The 21,508-nt window shown below is 30.9% G+C and carries 13 protein-coding genes, 1 tRNA gene and 1 pseudogene; 10 read left to right on the top strand and 5 right to left on the bottom strand.

Annotation, left to right across the window (positions count from 1 at the left end):
* Nucleotides 1-93 precede the first annotated feature (93 nt).
* The 3 genes from BTO06_RS00245 to BTO06_RS00235 all read right to left on the bottom strand — a co-directional run bounded on the left by BTO06_RS00245 (nt 94) and on the right by BTO06_RS00235 (nt 2,889).
* Nucleotides 94-1,560: a phage integrase SAM-like domain-containing protein gene (locus BTO06_RS00245; protein WP_100923388.1), complete on the bottom strand. Its 1,467-nt coding sequence runs from the start codon at nt 1,558-1,560 to the stop codon at nt 94-96.
* A gap of 232 nt (nt 1,561-1,792) precedes the next feature.
* A tRNA-Ile gene (locus BTO06_RS00240) sits at nt 1,793-1,866 on the bottom strand.
* Nucleotides 1,867-1,917: 51 nt separating this feature from the next.
* Nucleotides 1,918-2,889, bottom strand: a complete 972-nt coding sequence (locus BTO06_RS00235) for a polyprenyl synthetase family protein (RefSeq protein WP_100923387.1) — start codon at nt 2,887-2,889, stop codon at nt 1,918-1,920.
* A gap of 126 nt (nt 2,890-3,015) precedes the next feature.
* On the opposite strand from BTO06_RS00235, the gene BTO06_RS00230 reads away from it, so the two are divergent.
* The 5 genes from BTO06_RS00230 to BTO06_RS00210 all read left to right on the top strand — a co-directional run bounded on the left by BTO06_RS00230 (nt 3,016) and on the right by BTO06_RS00210 (nt 10,297).
* Nucleotides 3,016-3,630 (top strand): TetR/AcrR family transcriptional regulator, encoded by a 615-nt coding sequence (locus tag BTO06_RS00230; RefSeq protein WP_100923386.1) that lies wholly within the window; start codon nt 3,016-3,018, stop codon nt 3,628-3,630.
* Nucleotides 3,630-5,039, top strand: coding sequence for a TolC family protein (locus tag BTO06_RS00225; RefSeq protein ID WP_100923385.1), 1,410 nt, complete (start codon nt 3,630-3,632; stop codon nt 5,037-5,039). The genes BTO06_RS00230 and BTO06_RS00225 overlap by 1 nt, the downstream gene beginning before the upstream one ends.
* A 7-nt stretch (nt 5,040-5,046) precedes the next feature.
* Nucleotides 5,047-6,216 (top strand): efflux RND transporter periplasmic adaptor subunit, encoded by a 1,170-nt coding sequence (locus tag BTO06_RS00220; RefSeq protein WP_100923384.1) that lies wholly within the window; start codon nt 5,047-5,049, stop codon nt 6,214-6,216.
* Nucleotides 6,217-6,235: 19 nt separating this feature from the next.
* Nucleotides 6,236-9,754: an efflux RND transporter permease subunit gene (locus BTO06_RS00215; RefSeq protein WP_100923383.1), complete on the top strand. Its 3,519-nt coding sequence runs from the start codon at nt 6,236-6,238 to the stop codon at nt 9,752-9,754.
* Nucleotides 9,755-9,823: 69 nt separating this feature from the next.
* A complete protein-coding gene (locus BTO06_RS00210) occupies nt 9,824-10,297 on the top strand; it encodes a regulatory protein RecX (protein ID WP_100923382.1) in 474 nt (157 codons plus the stop codon).
* Between the two features lie 56 nt (nt 10,298-10,353).
* On the opposite strand, the gene BTO06_RS00205 is transcribed toward BTO06_RS00210, so the two are convergent.
* Nucleotides 10,354-12,903 (bottom strand): T9SS type A sorting domain-containing protein, encoded by a 2,550-nt coding sequence (locus BTO06_RS00205; RefSeq protein WP_100923381.1) that lies wholly within the window; start codon nt 12,901-12,903, stop codon nt 10,354-10,356.
* Nucleotides 12,904-13,303: 400 nt separating this feature from the next.
* On the opposite strand from BTO06_RS00205, the gene BTO06_RS00195 reads away from it, so the two are divergent.
* Together BTO06_RS00195 and BTO06_RS18970 are read left to right on the top strand one after the other, a co-directional pair.
* On the top strand, nt 13,304-13,963 hold the full coding sequence (locus BTO06_RS00195; protein WP_157811666.1) for a hypothetical protein: 660 nt from the start codon (nt 13,304-13,306) through the stop codon (nt 13,961-13,963).
* Nucleotides 13,964-14,099: 136 nt separating this feature from the next.
* Nucleotides 14,100-14,840, top strand: a pseudogene (locus BTO06_RS18970) (IS982 family transposase).
* Between the two features lie 98 nt (nt 14,841-14,938).
* On the opposite strand, the gene BTO06_RS00180 reads toward BTO06_RS18970, so the two are convergent.
* Nucleotides 14,939-16,489, bottom strand: coding sequence for a helix-turn-helix transcriptional regulator (locus BTO06_RS00180; protein ID WP_100923376.1), 1,551 nt, complete (start codon nt 16,487-16,489; stop codon nt 14,939-14,941).
* 355 nt (nt 16,490-16,844) lie between these two features.
* Here BTO06_RS00180 and BTO06_RS00175 point away from each other — a divergent pair, with 355 nt between their 5' ends.
* The 3 genes from BTO06_RS00175 to BTO06_RS00165 all read left to right on the top strand — a co-directional run bounded on the left by BTO06_RS00175 (nt 16,845) and on the right by BTO06_RS00165 (nt 21,493).
* Nucleotides 16,845-19,160, top strand: coding sequence for a GH92 family glycosyl hydrolase (locus tag BTO06_RS00175; RefSeq protein WP_100923375.1), 2,316 nt, complete (start codon nt 16,845-16,847; stop codon nt 19,158-19,160).
* A 371-nt stretch (nt 19,161-19,531) separates the two neighbouring features.
* Nucleotides 19,532-21,118, top strand: a complete 1,587-nt coding sequence (locus tag BTO06_RS00170) for a vitamin K epoxide reductase family protein (RefSeq protein WP_198517115.1) — start codon at nt 19,532-19,534, stop codon at nt 21,116-21,118.
* A gap of 123 nt (nt 21,119-21,241) precedes the next feature.
* Nucleotides 21,242-21,493, top strand: a complete 252-nt coding sequence (locus BTO06_RS00165) for a hypothetical protein (protein ID WP_100923373.1) — start codon at nt 21,242-21,244, stop codon at nt 21,491-21,493.
* Nucleotides 21,494-21,508 lie beyond the last annotated feature (15 nt).

The raw sequence follows: 21,508 nt of genomic DNA, 5'->3' as shown, positions 1-21,508 counted from the left end.
TAATGTTTTAAATTTTAAGACTCTACCTATATATGGGTAAGTTATGTTTTTAGAACACTCTGTTTTTTATGTTACAAACCTTACGTCTTAAATTTACTTTTCTATTAAAAATATTCTTTTAAAATAGTTTGGCTCAATATAGATTTTTCCATTTGTGTCAATTAATTTCTTTTGAGAAGGTATGTTTTTGAAATATTTATACTTATAATTTCTTTTCCTTTCAGAATTTAAATATTCTAATTGATATATATAAAATTTACTAATTTGAATATCGGAAGTATCAATAATTTTTAAGTGATATTTATCTCTTTCTTCTTCGGGGTAAACATCTTTATATATTGTATCAACATGGTCTCTTTCATGCCCCATAAGTGAACGGAGCAAATCTGGCTCAACATACATTCGATTTGCAATTGTTGAAAATGTATGCCTTGCAACTTTTGTTGTAATAGGACCACCAAGGGGTAGTAATTCTAACTTATGGTATTTCTTAGATGTTATTCTTTCAATATTATCAATATGATGATTATACCTTAACTGAATTCTTTTCAAGTTTGCATTTATTCTTTTTCGAAAATTAGTATAACCTTTATAGTCTTTTCTTCCAGGAATAACAAAATTATCGCGGCTTAAGAATTGATTTAATATTCTTTTGGTTTTGGAAAATATTTTCAAATCGAATTCATATCCGCCATCATCCAATTTACCGCGCATGAAATATGCTCTATCCAAGTTGGAAATACTTTTTTTCTCTAAATAATAAATATCTGTTAGATCTTGTCCACCAAAGTAGAACTGAAGAAGAAATAAATTAATGGAATCCTGTTGTCCTTTTACGAAGTTCCCTTCAAGGGATTCTAGAATTTTAATAGCTTCCTTCGATATGTTTCTTTTTTTAGTCCTATTTTTCTTTACAGTTATACCTGTGAATATTCCTTCAAATGGATTGTGATCAAATTTTAATTTGTGTTGTCTTTTGCACTCGTTATATATAGCTCTTAATGCAGAAAGGTAAGCTTTAAGGGTGTTTTTTTTATTACCAAGTATTAATTTTTGATTCTTAAATTCTGATAGTAATTTATAGTCTATTTCTGAGATATAAATTGGATTCTTAAACTTTTTTAACTGATTAAGAGCTGTTATGTATGATTCTCCATTTCCTTCTTTAACTATTCCCTTTGCATTTACTTCTTTCTTCTTAATCTCGGCTAATTCATATCCGAATTTTATGAAATCTATTTTTAAATTAGTAGAATTAGAGTTACCTAGTTCAAGTTTACCAGTTAGTGCATTTTTTATATAATTGAAATCGATTGAGGAGTCAATAAGAGATTTAAGCAGTAAACTATCCAATAAACTTCTTTTATTATTGACAATTAGTTGTTTAGTTTTGTTTTTCTTAGGGAGTTGTTTGTTGAAATCCCATTCTTCCTTTGGAAAATTCATCTTAAGAGAGAAAGGTTTTTGGTTACTGTTCCAAGTTATTTCGCAAACTAAAGGGTAATTACCATTCTTAAGTTGTTGTCCTTTTCTTGTGTTTAAATAAATTTTACCCTGCATAAAATAATTCGTAAATAATTCGTAAAAAATAGTTTAATTTCAATTTATTTCGCCCAATTTCGGGATACACGAATTTATGTATTAACCTAATATCATAGCATGATTATTGTTTTTTTCTTTTGTAATTTTCGATATTTAGGAGAATGAGTCGAAGTTTAAAACTCTTAAAGACAGGTTTTTACGTATTTTTTTAGCAACAAAAAAAGCTTCACAAAAAGTGAAGCTTTAAAGGTGGTCCCACATGGGCTCGAACCATGGACCCCCTGATTATGAGTCAGGTGCTCTAACCAACTGAGCTATAGGACCAGTAAAATGGATTGCAAAAATAAAAACTTTTTTCAAATCCGAAAGGCTTTTTTATACTTTTCTCGTCATTAAGTTTTTTCCAAAACTAATTAGACTCTCTTTTGCTGATTCTGATATGTTTAGCATTTGTAAATCTTCAAAAGATTTATTTGTATATTCCATAATTAAATTCTGAGTTAATACAGGAATATCATTTTGTTCGAATATTCTAGTTACCTCGGCAATCTTATCTGAGTTGTCGTCTAATTTTTGATTGTAAAAGAATTCAAGCTTATCCTTGTCCACATCATTCGCAAGCTCCAAACATTTCAAATACAAGAATGTCTTTTTGTTTTCAATAATGTCTCCTCCAATTTGTTTTCCAAACGTTTCAGGATTACCAAAGGTATCTAAATAATCATCTTGAAGCTGGAAGGCAATACCTAAGTTTAATCCGAAATTATATAATCCGTTTGCTTGCTCTTCCGAGGCCTCAGCAACGATAGCTCCCATTTTTAAAGCTGCGGCTACTAAAACAGATGTTTTAAGAGTAATCATTTTAATGTATTCGGGTATTGTTACATTGTTTCTTGTTTCAAAGTCCACATCTAATTGCTGACCGTCACATACCTCTAAAGCAGTTTTACTAAATAGCTTAGCTAGTTTTTGGAATACGACAGGTTCGTAATTTTCGAAGTACTGATATGCCAAAATTAACATCGCATCACCAGATAATATCCCTGTATTTACATCCCATTTCGCATGAACAGTTTCTTTACCTCTTCGTAATGGAGCTTCATCCATAATATCATCATGAATTAGAGTAAAGTTATGAAATGTTTCAACCGCCATAGCAGCTGGTAAGGCTTTTTCGTATGAATTAGAAACTACATCACATGCAATTAAAGTTAGCAGAGGACGTAAACGCTTTCCTCCAAGTTGTAATATATAATCAACAGGTTCGTATAAATTCTTAGGTTCTCTATTAAAGTCTTGAGCTTCTAAATAAGAAATAAAAGACTGAAAGTACTTAGTTAAGTCCAAAGGTTAAGTTTTTGTGCAAAAATAAAGTAATTCAAGGAACTGGGTAAATTCAATGTTAAAAAATCATTAATACCAAGGAAACTTTTTTTGTTTCTAAAGTTTCCTTGTGTACCTTTGTATCGGATTATGAGAGATAAAATTATAAACAAAGCTGGAGAATTGTTCTTAAATTTAGGCTTTAAGAGCGTTACGATGGACGATATTTCCAGTGAGTTAGGAATATCAAAAAAAACATTGTACAAGCATTTTTCTAATAAAGTTTCGTTGGTAGATGCATCTTGTACAGAGATTCATAAATCTATTGAGAGAACTATCGTTCTTATTAAAGAAAAGAAACATAATTCAATAAAAGAGGAGTTCGCAATCAAAGCTATTTTTAAAGAAATGTTTAAAAATGCTAAGGACTCTCCGATGCACCAATTGAGAAAGTATTATCCTGAAATATATAGAACTGCAATGGATCGTGAAGTATCCATGTTTAAGGACTGTAATAGAGACAATTTAGAAAAAGGTATTGAACAAGGGTTGTATAGACCGAATATTGATTTGAGTTTAACAACTCAGTTTTATTTTACATTGGTTTTCGGATTTTATGAATCCGATACTTATGGTCAGAATATGCAAGAATTAGTAAAAATTGAATACAATATTTTAGAATATCACATAAGAGCTATTGCTACTGAAAAAGGAGTTAAAGAACTAGAGAAACAATTAAAAATAATCAATCAAAATCAGAACTAATGAAAAAATACATCAAAAATGTATTTATATTATTTTTTGTGAGCATAATAGTAAACGCTCAGGAAAAAGTGTTGCATTTATCCATGGAAGATGCAATTAATTATGCAATTAAAAATAATTACGATAATAAAGTTGCAGCAAAAAATATTGACGCGGCTAAGGAAAGAAAGTGGGAAACAACAACTATTGGGTTACCTCAAATAAATGGTAAGGTAGATTATCAATATTGGTTAAAACAACAGATTTCTTTACTTCCTGCTGCGGCCTTTGACAACCGAGAATCTGTAATTCAAACGGTAGAAGAATTTTTTGGGCTAACGGCTAATGGATCACCTGTGCCTCCAGAAGGATTCATTCCCCTAGTGTTTGGAACAAAACAAAGTATAAATGCTTCTGTAACTTTAAGTCAGTTAATATTTGATGGGTCTTACTTAGTGGGATTACAATCTGCTAAAACCTATTTAAAAATTTCTGAACAAGCAAAAGAGAAAACAGAGTTATCAACAAGAGAAGCTGTTGTAAATGCTTATGGAAATGTTTTAGTGGCAGAGAAAACATTAGAAATTTTAGAACGTAATAAAAGAGTTTTAAGTAATAACCTAAACGAAACAAAGAAGATTTTTGAAAATGGTTTAACAGAAGAAGAAAACGTTGAACAGTTGCAAATAACACTAGGAAACCTAGAAAGTAACATAAATAATACTAAAAGGTTAAAAGGTATCGCCTATCAAATGTTGAATATTGCATTAGGAATTGATATTAATAAAGAATTAGCATTAACGGACAATCTCGAAGAATTAGTGCTTAGAAATACCGATTTAGAATTACTTTCTAAAAAGTTTAATTTGGAAAATCATATTGACTACAGAATTGCTGAAAACAACAAAGTAGCGAATGAGCTTCTAGTGAAATTAGAAAAAAGTAAAGCCTTGCCGTCATTGTCAGCTTTTTTAAATTATGGGGCTAATGCAAATTCAGACAGTTTTACTTTTTTTGATAGTCAGCAACAATGGTTTGATTACTCCCTATTAGGTGTTTCTTTAAATGTACCTATTTTCAGTAGTTTTGGAAGAAAATCTCGAACAGCTCAAGCTCAGATTGAATTAGAGAATACTAAAATTAGATTGCAAGAAATTAAGCAAAAATTGGATTTACAAGCTCAAACAGCAATGAGTCAGTATCAATTGAGTATTGAAAACTATGAAACTGCAATAAAAAACTTAAGATTAGCCGAGAGAATCGAAAAAAAACAACAAATAAAGTTTTTTGAGGGATTATCTACCAGTTTTGATTTGTCGCAAGCACAAAATCAATTATACACGCAGCAAAACAATTACGTGCAGTCTATGTTAAATGTAATTGCAAAAAAAGCACAATTAGAAACAGCATTAAATATACCTATAAAATAATCAACTAATGAGCAAGATATTTATACTAACCGTAGCCTCAGTTTTGTTAATTTCATGCGGAAATAAAGAACAGTCAATAGAAGCAGTTTTATCTTCAAATGATCTCACAAAGATTAGAGCGAAAAAAGACGAATTAAGTACAAAATCTCAAGAAATAGCAATTCAAATTAAACAATTAGATGATGCTATTTCGAAATTAGATACCAATAAAAAAATACCTCTAATTACAACGATAAAAGCTGAGCCGAAAGAATTTATCCACTACTTAGAATTGCAAGGTAGTGTACAAACAAAAAAGAATGTATTAGTGTATCCGGAAGTACCTGGGCAACTAATAAGTGTTCTCGTAAAAGAAGGACAAAAAGTTATAAAAGGACAAGTACTTGCGCGTATTGATGATGGAGGATTATCAAATCAGTTAGCACAATTAGAAGCTAATGAAGCTTTAGCTAAAACTACTTTTGAACGTCAAAAGCGTTTATGGGATCAAAAAATTGGCTCTGAAATTCAATTTTTACAAGCAAAAACAAATTACGAAGCACAAAAAAATGCTGTAACTAATTTACGCAAGAGTATTGGTAAATATACTATTAGAGCTCCATTTAGTGGAATTGTAGATGATGTAATTAAAGAACAAGGAACCGTTATTGCACCTGGACCAGGAGCAGAGGTTTTCCGAGTTGTTAACTTAGACGATATGTATATCGAAACGAATGTTTCGGAAACATATATCAGTTCTGTGGTTAAGGGAAAGGAAGTTGAAATTGAATTTCCTATTTTAGGAACACAAGTTCATTCAAAAGTGCGTCAAGCAGGAAATTTTATAAATCCAGCCAACAGAACTTTCAAAGTTGAAATTGATGTACCTAACAAGGAAGGAAAAATTAAACCAAATTTAACTGCCAAATTGAAGATTAATGATTATACAAATCCATCAGCTTTTTTAATTCCTCAAAGTATTATTTCTGAAAACTCTAATGGCCAACAGTATGTTTACGTGGTTGAAGTTATAAAAGGTAAATCAGTAGCTAAACAAGTTATTATAGAAACCGGTAAAACCCAAGGAGATATTATTGAAGTTACTACCGGATTAACAAGTGGTATGGATATAGTGGACGAAGGAGCTAGAAGTGTAAAAAATAAACAAGAAGTAAAAGTTTTAGTAATAGCCAAATAAGAATTAAAAATTTGAACTGATGACAGACCAACAGAAAAAAGTAAATAAAGAGTTTGGATTATCTTCTTGGGCAATAAACAATAAAACGACCATTTATGTTTTAATGGTTATAATTTTGTTTTTGGGAATATCAGCATTCTTAGGTATGCCTAGAGAGAGTTTTCCAGAAATAAAAGAAACCAAAATATATGTAAACTCAATTTTTCCTGGAAATACAGCTGAAGATATTGAAAAATTAATCACTGATCCTTTAGAAGAAAAGTTAAATACTGTAAGTAATGTAAATAAAATTATATCAACCTCTCAAGAAAATGTTTCCATGATTACTGTGGAGTTCAGCGAGAAAATAACTGTTGAAGAAGCTAAGCAATTGGTAAAGGATGAAATCGATGAAGAGGTTTCTGGAGAGGATTGGCCAATTTTTAATGGTGCTAAAGTTGAACCAAATGTCTTTGTTTTAAATATAGCAGAAGAAACTCCAATTCTAAATATAAATATATCAGGAGATTATACGGTTGAGCAATTAAAAGAATACGCGGAATACCTTCAAGATGATATTGAAGATTTGAAAGAAATAAAAAGGGCTGATATTCGTGGAGCGGAGGAAAAAGAGGTAGAAGTTGCTGTAGATATTTATAGAATGATGGCAGCCCAAGTTAGCTTCGGTGACGTATTACAGGCCATAGGTAATGGTAATGCAACAGTTTCAGCAGGAAATATTATTGCAAGCGGACAACGAAGAACAATTAGAGTTTTGGGTGAAATTGAGGCACCTAATGAATTAGAAAACTTCGTGGTAAAATCTGAAAGAGGAAATCCAATCTATTTGAAAGATATTGCTAAGGTTAGTTTTAAGGATAAAGACAAGACAACATACGCTAGGGAAAACGGGCAATCAGTTGTTATGCTCGACATTAAAAAGCGTTCTGGTGAAAATATGGTTGAAGCCACAGAGAAAATTAAAGATATCGTGGAAAAAGCCAAAGATTCTAAGGTTTTACCAGGAAATTTAAAAATAACGTTAGCAAATGATCAATCTTCTAAAACAGTAGGGCAAGTTGATGACTTAGTTAACAATATTATTTTCGGAGTTATTCTTGTTGTAACAGTCTTAATGTTCTTCTTGGGGTTAAAAAATGCATTATTTGTTGGATTTGCAATTCCAATGTCCATGTTTATGTCATTAATGATATTAAATTTAATGGGATATACCATGAATACGATGATTCTTTTTGGGTTAATCATGGGACTAGGAATGCTAGTAGATAATGGTATTGTAGTTGTGGAAAACGTTTATCGTTTAATGGATGAGGAAGGAATGACAAGACTTGAGGCAGCTAAAAAAGGAATAGGTGAAATTGCACTACCAATCATTATCTCAACGGCAACTACTGTAGCTGCATTTGTGCCTTTAGGTTTATGGCCAGGAGTAATGGGGCAATTCATGATTTATTTTCCGATTACATTATCTGTTGTGTTAGGTTCATCGTTATTTGTTGCAATTTTCTTTAATTCAGTATTGGTTTCTCAATTTATGAGTACTGAGGATAAAAATATGCCACTAAAAAGAATTATCAAACTAACAGCTTCCTTGGGTGTTTTGGGTATTTTAGTTTTGATATTTGGAGGCATATTTAAACCGTTGGGTACCTTATTAATTTTCGCTGCTGTAAATTTTTGGGTCTATAGGTTTGTAATGCGTCCATTGGCCAACAGATTTCAGAGAGATGTACTACCAAGATGGGAACGATTTTATGAAAAGATGATTAAATTGGCTATTGGAGGTTGGAAGCCTCAAATTATAACAATAATAACCTTTGTCGGTTTAGTTGTATCGTTTATGGTATTTGGTTCTTCAGTTGAATCTCAAAGAACAAAGGTTGAATTTTTTCCTGATAATACACCAAACCAAATTGTCGTTTATGTTGAGTATCCACAAGGTACAGATATCGAGAAGACAAATGCTATTATGACTGATTTAGAGGAAAGAGTTTCCAAAATTGTGAACTCTTCAAAGTATTTAGATGGTGATTATAATTTTTTAGTAGAAAGCTCAATTACTCAAGTTGGTGCTGGATCTGGAAATCCACAAACAGATGGAGGTTCTACCGCAGAAATGCCCCATAGAGGTAAGATAGTAGCTTCAATGCGTGAATACAAATATCGTAAAGGCGCTAATAGTAAAGTATTAAAAAAGGCAATAACAGAGGATTTACAAGGTGTGTATCCAGGATTGTCTATTTCAATAGAAAAAGATCCTGTTGGACCACCTGCAGGATATCCAATTAATATTGAGTTAGAGGGTAAGAATTATGTTGAGCTAATTAATACTGCAGAGAAAATGCGTGATTTTATTAATACAAAATCAATATCGGGAGTTGCAGAGTTGAAAATAGATGTAAATAAGTCAAAACCCACAATGTTAGTGAATGTTGATAGAAAAAAGGCAGGCGAGTTAGGTGTTTCTGCATCTCAGGTAGGTCAACAGTTACGTAATTCTATTTTTGGAACAAAGGCTGGAGTTTACAAAGAAGATGGCGAAGATTATGATATTTATGTTCGATTTAATAAGGATAATCGCTACAATACCAGTGCTATTTTCAATCAAACATTAATATTTAGGGATATTTCGACAGGTCAGGTAAAATCAATTCCTGTTTCAGCTGTAGCCAATCAAAAAAACACATCAGGATTTAGCGCAATTAAACATAAAAATGGAAAAAGAGTAGTTACAGTGTATTCTGCTTTAGCCCCAGGGTTTACAGACGCAGGAGCTATTGTTTCTAAGATTAAGGATGAAATGGGTAATTTTACTGATTTACCTTCAACTGTTGAAGTTGATTACACTGGGCAAATTGAAGAGCAAGATAAGCAGATGAAATTTTTAATGGGTGCTTTGTTTTCTGGTTTAGGATTGATATTCTTGATTCTAATATACCAGTTTAACTCTATTTCAAAACCTGCAATTATCATGCTAGCAATTTTCTTGAGTTTAATTGGTGTATTCGGTGGAATCGTAATTTCTGGATCTCCTTTCGTAATTATCATGACAATGATGGGAATTATTTCTTTAGCGGGTATAGTAGTAAATAACGGCGTAGTGTTACTTGATTATACCCAGTTACTATTAGATAGGAAGAAAGTTCATTTAGGTTTAGAGGAAGATGATTTTGTTTCTATTACAGATTTAAAAGAAAGTATCATTAAAGGAGGGAAGGCACGTTTACGTCCTGTCTTGTTAACGGCAATTACAACTATTTTAGGTTTAATCCCATTAGCAACAGGATTAAATATCAATTTCTACACGCTGGTATCAGAATTAAACCCTCATATTTATGTAGGAGGAGATAATGTTATTTTCTGGGGACCTTTAGCTTGGACTGTAATTTATGGTTTAATAGTAGCAACATTTTTAACACTCATAGTAGTGCCGATTCTATTCTATTTAATTACGAAATTAAAAATGTGGATAAGAAATCAAGGTAACTCAGATTTAGATGAAGATCAATTAGAGGAAATAACGGGAGTTTCCAGTTAATTAAATTAATTTGTTAAGTGAAATGAGTTAGAGGTAAACAACCTCTAACTCTTTTTGTTTTTTTGTTATATGAATAAAAAGGAGGTTTATACGGTTGAAGAGATTAAACGAAAAATGGAGCGCTATTGCGTTTATCAAGATCGTTGTCATAAAGAAGTGGAAAATAAGTTAAGAGAATATAAACTAATTCAAGTTGCAAAAGAGGCTATTTTATTACATCTCTTAGAGCATGATTTTTTAAATGAACAACGATTTTCGAAAAGTTTTGCTCGTGGAAAATATCGAATAAAAAAATGGGGACGACTTAGGATTTCTAGAGAATTGAAAATTAGAAATATTTCAGATTATAATATAAAAACAGCGTTGAAGGAAATAGACAATGAGTTGTATATGAGTAATTTATTTCATCTTACGAAGAATAAAAATGAACTCATCAAAGATCAAAACATATACGAAAGAAGACGGAAGTTATATACGTATTTAAACTATCGAGGTTATGAATTAAATTTAATTAATCAGGTAATTAATCAAGTCATAAAATAAAAAACTCCATGGATAATGAATCATGGAGTTTTTATTTCTATAACACTATTGTATTATTATCTTTTAATTAGTTTTTTAGTCGCTATTTTTCCATTGGAAGACATGTTCATGATATAAATACCACTAGAATATGAACTCATATCTATTTCAAAAGTAGTGTCCGTAATGTTCTTTTTAGTAAAAACTTGCTTTCCTGTTAGATCTAATACTTTAACAGTTAACTCATCTGATGTAGTCCTTTTAATATTAAAAATATTTTGAGATGGATTTGGGTAAATCGAAATACCGCTAAGGAAAACATCGTCTTCTGCAGATAATACTGAAGAGGTAGGTATGTCAGAGTAGAATATTCCTCTACCGAATGTTCCCGCATATAGTGTTGAATTTAACTCATGGATTTCTAAATCTCTAATTTGTGTATTTGGTAAATTTGTATCAAAAGACTGCCATTCCGTTAAATCATCATTAATAAAGTATACTCCTAATGTAGTTCCTAAATACAGGGTATTATTATCACTTCCTTTATGGTGTTTAATAACAGTTAAGCTTTCTAATGGAATATTAGTTCCAATTACAGTTTTTGTGGGAACAGAGCCTGTTATATTGGTAATTTTATGTACGTTATTACTAGTAGCTACCCAAATAGCTTCTTCGTCGGAAGGGTCGGTCGCTATACCTCTTATGGTTCCTTCATCGAAGTTAATCTTTGTAAAGGTTACTCCTCTGTCAGAGCTTCTATGTAATCCTTCTCCTTGCGCTACATACATTATGTCGTTATTTTCCGGATTAATTACTAATCGATCTATATCATCATCTTCGAAGTTATGGTCTGAAATTTTATCCCATCCATTTGTCCCATTAAACTTATATACCTGACTATAACCAGCGTATATTTCACTGTTGCTTGTTATAGCCATTGGTGTAATCCATTCACCTCCTGAATCACCAGGACCTCGCTCCTCAGGTGGAGAACCAATTTGACGTGAAAGACTTATACCACTATCGTTGGTTATATTTAAATAACCACCATATTGAGTAAAACCATAATATGTTTGTGAGTCGTTCGGATCAACTATTCCTTCCATTCCATCACCGCCATGATAATGTCTCCAGCCGCTATTGTTGTATCCAAATCCACCATTGTCTTGCAATCCACCAGCAATTACCTCTCTTCCTTCTTGTGAAATGGAAATTCTATAAAATTGACTAATAGCTATATTTTCTGTAAGGTAAGTAAAATTGACACCTTCATCCTCAGACACATATATTCCACCATCTGTTCCTGCAAAGAGCTTTCCGTCTAGGAATCTTAAGAAATGAATATCCGCATGCGTATAATTTGGAGATTCCCATACATCCCATTTGTTGATTTGTGAAAAATTATCACCACCGTTTGTTGATTTCCATAAGTCTAGAACCCCAACGTAAACAATATCTTTGTCTTTATCTGAAACTGTTAGAGCTAAATCATACCAAGCTTGAGTACTGCCAAAGATATCATTTGTTTCGGCGGTTTTAGTAAATGTTATTCCGCTATTGGTGGACTTATAAATTCCATTAAAATTATAATTTAAACCTAAATCATTGTCTCTTACTGTAGCACTAACAACGTAAACATAAGCGTCATCTGCATCAGTTACATCCATTGTTAACCTTCCAGAATTTGTTAAACCAGGTAATGAAATTGCGGTGAAGGTTTCTCCTCGGTCTGTAGATCTATAAAACATATTTCGAGAAACAGCATACCAAATGTTTGGATCTCCTGGCTTCATTTTGATATCGTCAATATAGCCAGTCAATTTTGTACTCCAGGTAACACCTCCGTTAATACTTTTTTGTAAACCTGTAGAGGTAGCCACGATAATAGTACGTGAATTGTTAGGAAATATATAAATTTCATTCATATTATCTGGATTTCCAGGGATTGCTCCTGTATTATTCCAAGTGGTGCCTCCATCAGTACTTTTCCATACTCCAACAGCATACGAATGAGACGAGTCATCATCACCAGTTGCAATGTAAATAATATCCGAGTTGTTAGGATCTATGGCAATACCAGATACTCCTATTTGTGGTAAGTAGTCTCTTAAAGGAGTCCAGTTGATTCCTGCATCAGTTGATTTCCATATACCACCAGCAGGAGATCCAACATAATAGGTGTTCGAATCGTTAGGGTCAACAGCTATTGTGTTTACTCTTCCTTGACCGACAGTTTTAGTTGGATCTGAAAAGTATCGTGAAGTGCTACTAAAAGGCCCTAAAGATTTCCAGTCACTTACATTTGTATTGTTTTTTGCTGATTTGCCATGAAGCGCATTTTTTACTCTCCAAGCGTCCCATAACTTTTCCTTTGATGCTATAGTCCCATCTTCATTTAAATAATGAGACCAGTTATTTTCCCATCTTTTAAATGGTTTTAAACCACTACCCTTTTTACTAGCATCGATTGTGCTAAAATATTTTTCTGCTTGCGAAGCCATCTCTTTCAAGGTCGGTTTTGCACCTTTTCGTTGAGCATCTCCAAGATCCCAAGGAGAGTTTGTTTTATATTGTCCGTGACACAAAGTGCCAACAAATAATAAGAGAATTATATATTTGTAGCTCATAATTTGTTAAAAATTTGTCAAAAATAATGAAAGTTTTGCAGGTAAAACAATCTAACACCGCAATGCTTTACTTAAAAAATGTTAAAATTTAAGATAAAGCTAAAATTTTAACATTTTTAAGAGAATGTGATAAAACTAAACTAAAAATCTTTTTGAAAATAACATCCAAGTTAATTTCTTTATCAAATTTCTTTTTGTTAGATATCGTATTAACCTTTTGAGTAAACTATTAAATATCATTATAATCTTATCCACTTGTTCATTTACTTGGTTGGGTTGGATAGCAGGGATAAGTGTCATATCCTTCAAACGGGGAGCTTCGTTCCTTATAACATTGTAACGTGCATTTAAAGAATTTGTTTTTAAGTCCTCAATTAGTAAACTATCTTTTATCAATCTTATGAGTTCATTTAGTTCAATGGCCATATCTAAGGATTCGTTTGGACTAGTATTTATTGAATTTATTCAGTTACTTACTCAAATTATAACAATAATAACCTTTGTAGGTTTAGTTGTATCGTTTATAGTATTTGGTTCTTCAGTTGATTCTCAAAGAACAAAGGTTGAGTATCCACAAGGAACAGATATCGAGAAGACAAATGCCATTATGACTGGTATAGAGGAAAGAGTTTCCAAAATTGTGAACTCTTCAAAGTATTTAGATGGTGATTACAATTTTTTAGTAGAAAGCTTAAATACTCAAGTTAGTGCTGAATCTGGAAATCCACAAACAGATGGAGGTTCTACAGCAGAAATGGCCCATAGAGGTAAGATAGTAGCTTTAATACGTGAATACAAATATCGTAAAGGAACTAATAGTAAAGTATTAAAAAAGGCAATAACAGAGGATTTACAAGGTGTGTATCCAGGATTGTTTATTTCAATAGAAAAAGATCCTGTTGGACCACCAGCAGGATATCCAGTTAATATTGAGTTAGAAAGTAAGAATTATGTAGAGCTAATTCATACTTCAGAGAAAATGCGTGATTTTATTAATAAAAAATCTATATCGGGAGTTGCAGAGTTGAAAATAGATGTAAATAACGTGAGTTCGATTTAAGAAACCTGACTTATTTGTAAATAAAAAGCGAGAAATTCAGTAGATTAAGGTAATGAATTTTAAATGTTTAACTAATTTTTTCGCTATGATTTCTGATACTTAAATTATTGAAATTTTCTGTGAATTATATGATTTTATGAAAGAATTTGATGTTGTTTTAACAAAAAGCAGCATTTCTGACTCCTCTCAATTAAAAAAACGGAACAGAAAATCTAAAATAAGTGGAAGTGAAATAATGACTATTATGATTATTTTTCATCTAAAGTCATATCGTAATCTGAAGCATTTTTACCTTGATTACGCAGGTAGACATATGAGCGACTTCTTTCCTGATGTTGTTTCTTATAATAGATTTGTAGAACTTCAAAAACAAGTAGCACAGCGATTAGTTATATATTTAAAAATTAAAGGTTTAGGAAAATATTCAGTTGCGTCTTTTATTGATTCTACTACATTAAAAGTTTGTCATTATAAAAGAGAGAGACAACATAAAGTATTTAAAGGTATTGCTGAAAAAAGTTATAGGACTTTAGGTTGGTTTTACGGATTTAAGGTAGACTTAGTCTGTGTAATGATAGTGTTCCTTTGAAAAATAAAAGCTTCAATGATAAAATCTTCGAAAATATATGGAGACAAAGGATATTTAGGAAAAGATTTATTTGATAAATTGTTCGTACATGGTATCCATTTAATAACCAAATTAAGGGAAAATATGAAGAAAAAAGCACTTGAATTTATGGATAAAGTATATCTAAGAAAAAGAGCAATTATAGAATCGGTAAATGATATCCTAAAGAACACTTGTCAAATTGAATTCGCCAGACATAGATCTTTTGATAACTTTATTGGAAATCTAATTGCCGGATTAATAGCATAAGCTTTTCTTGATGCTAAACCTTCTATCAAGATTCAAAATTTATTACCAAATGTAAGTGTAAGTTAAATCCCACTCACCTTATTTAAACAACTTACAAACTATAATGTGGTTAAGAAATCATACAAATTATCACCTTTTTCTAGTCCTAATTTCTTTTTTACTCTATATCGAGTAGTTTCTACACTTCTCGGGGAAACATTAATTAATCTTGCTACTTCTTTACTTTTAAGATTAGAAACTATATATGTGCAATGTTTTAAATCATTAACCGATAAACTTGGAGCTATTCTCTTGAGTTTAATAAAAAAATCAGGTCTTGTTTTTTCAAATTGGATCTTAAAATCTTTCCACATATCTTCTTCAGATATTAGTGTTGCTAATTTTTCATTCAACTTAAATAAAAAATTAGACGAGCTGGAGTTACTCATAGCATAACTTTCAATATCGTCAGATATTTTCTTAATTGTATCATTATAAGTAGATATTCTTAAAGCCCTTGAAAATAAAGATTGTTCATTCAAAAAAAGTAAGTTATCTATCTCTTTATTTTTCTTGTTTAAGTCTTTGTTTTTTTCCCTAAGATCTATAACTGATTTACCTAATCTATCATTAAGACTTTTAATTTGTTTACTTTTTTTCGTATTTGAAAATATTATCCATCCTGATACCAATATCAAGACAAATAAAGCCAATATGAATACAGATTTTATATACAACTCTTCATTTTGATTATTTATTGTTTTATCTTTTAAGGAAGCAAATTCATATTCCAACTCAAGTTTTTCAGCAAAAGAATTACTTAGTTTTGTTTCATTATTTTTAAAGGCAGCTTCTAGTTCCTCACTTGACAATTTATAATACCTGAGCGCTTCATTTAATTTCCCTATCTCTTTATAATATTTGGCAAAAGCTTTATTTATTAAACTTCTTGTGTAACTATCGGCATAGGAGTCGTACTCCTTGTAAGTGTTTAAAGTATTTATAGCCTCGGTATAGTTTTGAACCTGCAAATGATTATCTGCTACATAATAATAAATCCTTGAATAGTTTACTATTTTCTTATTAGATTCTTTTAACACCTCAAGAAAAGACTTTGAGTAAATTAAAGACGAGATCCAATCATTCATGTATCTTGCGTTTACAGTTAAATTGTAATATGTATCTACTAATTGATCGATATTATTAGACTTTTTACTGTAAATTTTGGCTTCCCTAAATAAGCTATCTGATTCACTATATTTTCTCTCTCTCATCGAATAAATCACACCCAATAAGTTTTTAATACAACCTATTAGGAAATAATCATTTGTTTTTTCTGCAAGATTTAATGAATGTTGTAATAAATTTTTTGCTTCTTCATGTCTATGCAAATATACTTCACTATTTACCCCTTTTAAGTAGAGAATTTTACTGTAAATTGAATCCTCCTTAATATGTAGTTCATTTATTTTTAAAAATCTAAGAATATTGTTTATGTAATTTTTTTCTTTAGTTTCTTGAAATAAATAATATTGATTAACAATGTCACTTTTATAATTATCAAGTGTAATTGAATTATATGAATTAGTTTGTGCAGATATTTTAAAAGTATGTGCGATTAGAAAAATCATGTAAATGAATTGAGAAAAAGTATTTCCTATGTTTTTCATGACTTCTTTTTTATTGCTAAATTAATACTGCAAAGTAACTTTTATATTAGATTCAATTTAAAATATCTTTGAAAAAGATACATCAAAAACACTACATGTTTTTAATATTAGCCCATCTTTATTCTCGTCACGAATAATTCATCAAGAAGCATCATAATATAACCCTTCAATTCCACTTCATTAGATTTAACTACAGATATAATGTCTAATATTGTATCAAGATTTAGTAATAATCCCTATCATCTTACAAATAAAGTTACCAAAGTATAAACCCTACCACTTCCATATTTAACAAGTTTTACTATTGGTAACTTTTTTAAAAAAACATAAATTTATTAGCCTTAATTAATAAAACATGAGAAGAATATTTATACTTATTTTAGCTTTAGCAATTACTTCTTGTAAAGAAAAGATAAGAAATACCAACACTTCAGAAACCGATAAGATTGAATACACAAAATTTGTAAACCCTTTTATAGGAACAAGTAAAATGGGACATGTTTTTCCAGGTGCTACCACACCCTTTGGAATGGTGCAACTTAGCCCTCAAACTAACTTTCAAGTAATGTTCGATCAAAATGGCAGTTACAATAAAGAAACTTATGAATATTGCGCTGGATATCAATATAGAGACTCTACCATTATAGGCTTTACTCATACTAACTTTAGTGGAACTGGACATTCAGACTTAGGTGATTTTCTTGTTATGCCTACTACTGGGGATTTGGTTCTTGATCCTATAAAGATGAAAGATGGGAAAAAAGGTTTCTACTCTACTTTCTTCCATGAACATGAAGAAGCTTCTCCGGGCTATTATAAAGTGGATTTAAATAGTTATGGAATTAAAGTAGAGTTAACAGCAAGTGATCGTGTTGGTTTTCATCAATATACTTTTCCAAAATCTAATGACGCACATATTATATTAGATATGGTATATAATGTGTATCATCATGATAATAAAAACGTATGGACTTTTCTTCGTGTAGAAAATAATTCTACTATCACTGGGTATCGACAAACTAAAGGATGGGCTAGAGACAAGAAAGTATTTTTTGCTGCTAAATTCTCAAAGCCTTTTAAAAGTTATGGTCATAAAAAATATGATACCATTAAATATGACGGTTTTTACAGACGATTTAATCAAGATGAAAATTTCCCAGAAATGGCAGGAAAAAACCTAAGAGCGTATTTCAATTTTGACACTGATAAAGATGAACAAATAAGAATAAAGTTTGCTTTATCCAATGTAAGTACGTCTGGTGCTCTAAAAAATTTAGAAGCTGAAATACCGCATTGGGATTTCAATAAAACATACACAGAAACAAAAAATAAGTGGAATCAGGAGCTTTCAAAAATTGAAGTTAAAACTTTAACTAAAGAACAAAAAACAACCTTTTATACAGCGTTGTATCATACCAATCTTTCTCCTATTGTATATGAGGATATTGATGGAAAATACCGTGGATTAGACCAAAATATATACACATCAGAAGGGTTTACTAATTATACAATATTTTCTCTTTGGGACACCTATAGAGCACTTCATCCTCTCTACAATATAACTCAACCGAAAAGAAATAATGACATGATAAAATCAATGTTAGCTCATCACGATCAAAGTGTACATAACATGTTACCTATTTGGAGTCATTATTCCAATGAAAACTGGTGTATGATTGGTTATCACGCAACATCAGTTATTGCAGATGCTTTAGCAAAAAACGTAGGAGACTTTAGTATTAATCAGGCCCTTAAAGCTTCAACCAATACAGCAACAGTTCGTTATTTTGATGGCATTGGAGACTATATAGATTACAAATATGTTCCAGATGATAAAAGTCATTCATCAGTATCAAAAACATTAGAATACGCTTATAATGATTGGTGTATCTCAAAAATAGCGAAAAGGGCAGGAAACTCTCATATTGAAAAAGAATACACAATAAGATCTGAATATTATAAAAACGTATATGATCCTTCTATTGGATTTATGAGACCAAAATTAGCTAATGGAACTTTTAGAGAGAACTTCGACCCAATGGATACTCATGGACAAGGTTTTATTGAAGGGAATGCATGGAATTATGGGCTATACGTTCCTCAAAACATCAACAAAATGATTGAAATGATGGGTGGTAAAGAAAAATTTTGTAGCCAATTAGATCAGTTATTTTCTATGGAAATAGAAGATAAATATATTGTAAACCATGAAGATATTACTCGTGATGGAATTATCGGAAATTATGTGCATGGAAATGAACCAGGTCATCATATACCTTATTTATATAATTGGACAGGACATCCTGAAAAAACTCAATCCCGTGTACGAATGATAATGGACTCAATGTATGGATCAACTGTAGATGGTTTATGTGGAAATGATGATGCCGGACAAATGAGTGCTTGGTATATTTTTAGCAGTTTAGGATTTTATCCAGTAACACCAGGATCTTCAAATTATGCATTAGGAAGCCCATTGATAAAAGAAGCCGTTATTCATTTAGAAAATGGAAATACATTGACCATAAAAGCTCTTAATCAAAGTAGAGCTAATGTTTATGTGAAAAGTGTTATTTTAAACGGTAAAAAAATAGAAGGTACTTTAATATCACATAATGATATCACTAAAGGAGGTGAAATGATTTTTGAAATGAGCCACAACTATAAATAAGCTTAAAACCGATAAAAACAAGATCAAACCTAAAGTTAAACTCAATTCACGCTTTAATCTTAGGTTAGGCACAGTTTTGACGTTAATATAAAGATATAACTAAAATAAATTAAAAAATAAGCTGCTTTGATAATAAGCCATGGGGCATAGTTTGAAATAATTAGTAACCACCAAGAAGCACTTATTTCTTGGTGAATTTTTGTTTTTACAACTTATAATTTTTTGTTAAAAAACAAACTAAACACTGTAATTCATAGTTAGATATATACAAAAAATACAGTTTTATCTCAAAAGTTTAACCAAAAATATTATATTTGGCTTAATTACAAACAACCAAATATTAAAGTCCTCCCATGAAAAACCCACTATTTATGATAGTGCAGAGGCTGCTATCTAAGAATAAAATTGCATATGATAAGAAAGAACTTGCCTTTCAAATAAAAAGTCATCCTTCTTATCCAAGTTTACATGCTATAACTGGTGTCTTAGATCATTTCAATATTGAAAATATTGCAGCTGAAGTACCAACCGATATTCAAACTCTTCATCAATTACCTGATAGTTTTATTGCTCAAATAAATACTGATGAAGGAACAGACCTTGTCACGGTTTCGAGAATTAAAAATAAACCTGAGTATTTAATTTTCTCAAGTAGCAGTAAAGATAATAGACTTTCGGAATCTGAATTCATTCAAAAATTTACCGGGATAATTGTCGCTGTAGAAAAAACTGATAACGAAACCGCAGGTAAAGAATCTAACACTTTCGTTGACTATATCTTACTAGTTTTTCTTGTAAGTGCTATTGGTTTCCTTAATTATGAAAATATTGGTGCAATAAATCTAGCACATGTAGTATTATCTTTATTTGGAATCGTAGCCAGTTACAGTATTCTGAAGCAAGAACTTGGAGAAAACACATTAATCGGGGATGCGTTTTGCTCTGGAAATAATGAAAAGAAAGACTGTGATGCAGTTTTAACCTCAAAAGGAGCAGAAATTATAAAAAATCATAAATTGAGCGACCTCAGTATAATGTACTTTATTGGTTTAACAATTGCCTCTTTAAGTTTAAGTAATTTTAATCCAGTATTTTTTATAAGTGCTCTAGCACTTCCAATAACAATATATTCTATTTATTATCAGTCACAGGTCGTAAAAACTTGGTGTACTTTATGTTTGTCAATTGTTGGCATATTATGGCTACAAGCTGGTCTTATTTTCTTTGAAACAAAAGATTTTACCTCGCTATTTAATATGGATACAAAGGATATTGTTGTTACCGCTTTAAGTTTCATTGGAACTTATGCAACTTGGCGATATATCAAACCATTAGTTAAAGATATAATCAATCTTAGAAAGGAAAAAATTGAATCTGTAAAATTCAAAAGAAATTTTAACTTATTTAATAGTCTATTACAAAAATCTCCTAAACTAAATACTCAAATACAAAATTCTGGTGAAATAATTTTTGGTAATAAAAACTCTTCTCTAGAAATTACGATTATTACCAACCCTTTTTGCGGTCACTGTAAGCCAGTCCACAAATTAGTAGATCAAATTTTAGAGCGATATAACAATCTCGTTAAAGTAACTATTCGTTTTAATGTTCCAGTCGAAAATCCAGATGTAAATGGAGTTGTTGTTGCCAATAGATTAATTGAATTATACAATGAAAAAGGTGAAAAGGATTGTATGCTAGCAATGAATGAAATCTATGGTGACGTAGATTATGAAACCTGGTTAAAGTCTTGGAAAACAAGCGATAATTTTGATAGTTATCAGGAAGTATTAAAAAGTGAAAAAGAATGGTGTACCACAAATGGTATTAATTTCACTCCTGAAATTCTAATTAACGGAAAATCTTTCCCAAAAGAATATAGTAGAACTGATTTAAGTTTTTTCATTGAGGACTTAGAAGAAAACTATAGTAACATTCCCCAACATTCTGAACTATAAAAAAGATAAGCAAAGTCGAATTAACGACTTTGCTCTTATGAACAATATTCTCTCGCGAAGAATAGACACACTCGGTGAGTGTCTTAAAATGTTCACCGCAAATGTAACTTTATTATTTTTATTATGAAAAAATCAATTTTAAATTTAGGTGTGGTATTAAACAAAAGAGCTCAAAAAGACGTTTTTGGAGGTGTACAACCATCTTTATCTCAAGCTGACTTTGATAAATGCAGATTATATGTAAACACTCCAGACGGAGGAGGATACTGGTCAGACTACGTTTCTTATGATCAAGCTTCTTCTGAGTGGAATGGAACCGAATATAGTGATGGAAGCTATGCTTCTGGATACTGTTGTGCTAGTTGCGCATTTTAAATTTATAAAAGCCTG

It is taken from the genome of Tenacibaculum sp. SZ-18, assembly GCF_002813915.1.
Taxonomy (GTDB): Bacteria; Bacteroidota; Bacteroidia; order Flavobacteriales; family Flavobacteriaceae; genus Polaribacter.
This window is presented reverse-complemented; position numbering and strand designations above follow the sequence as displayed.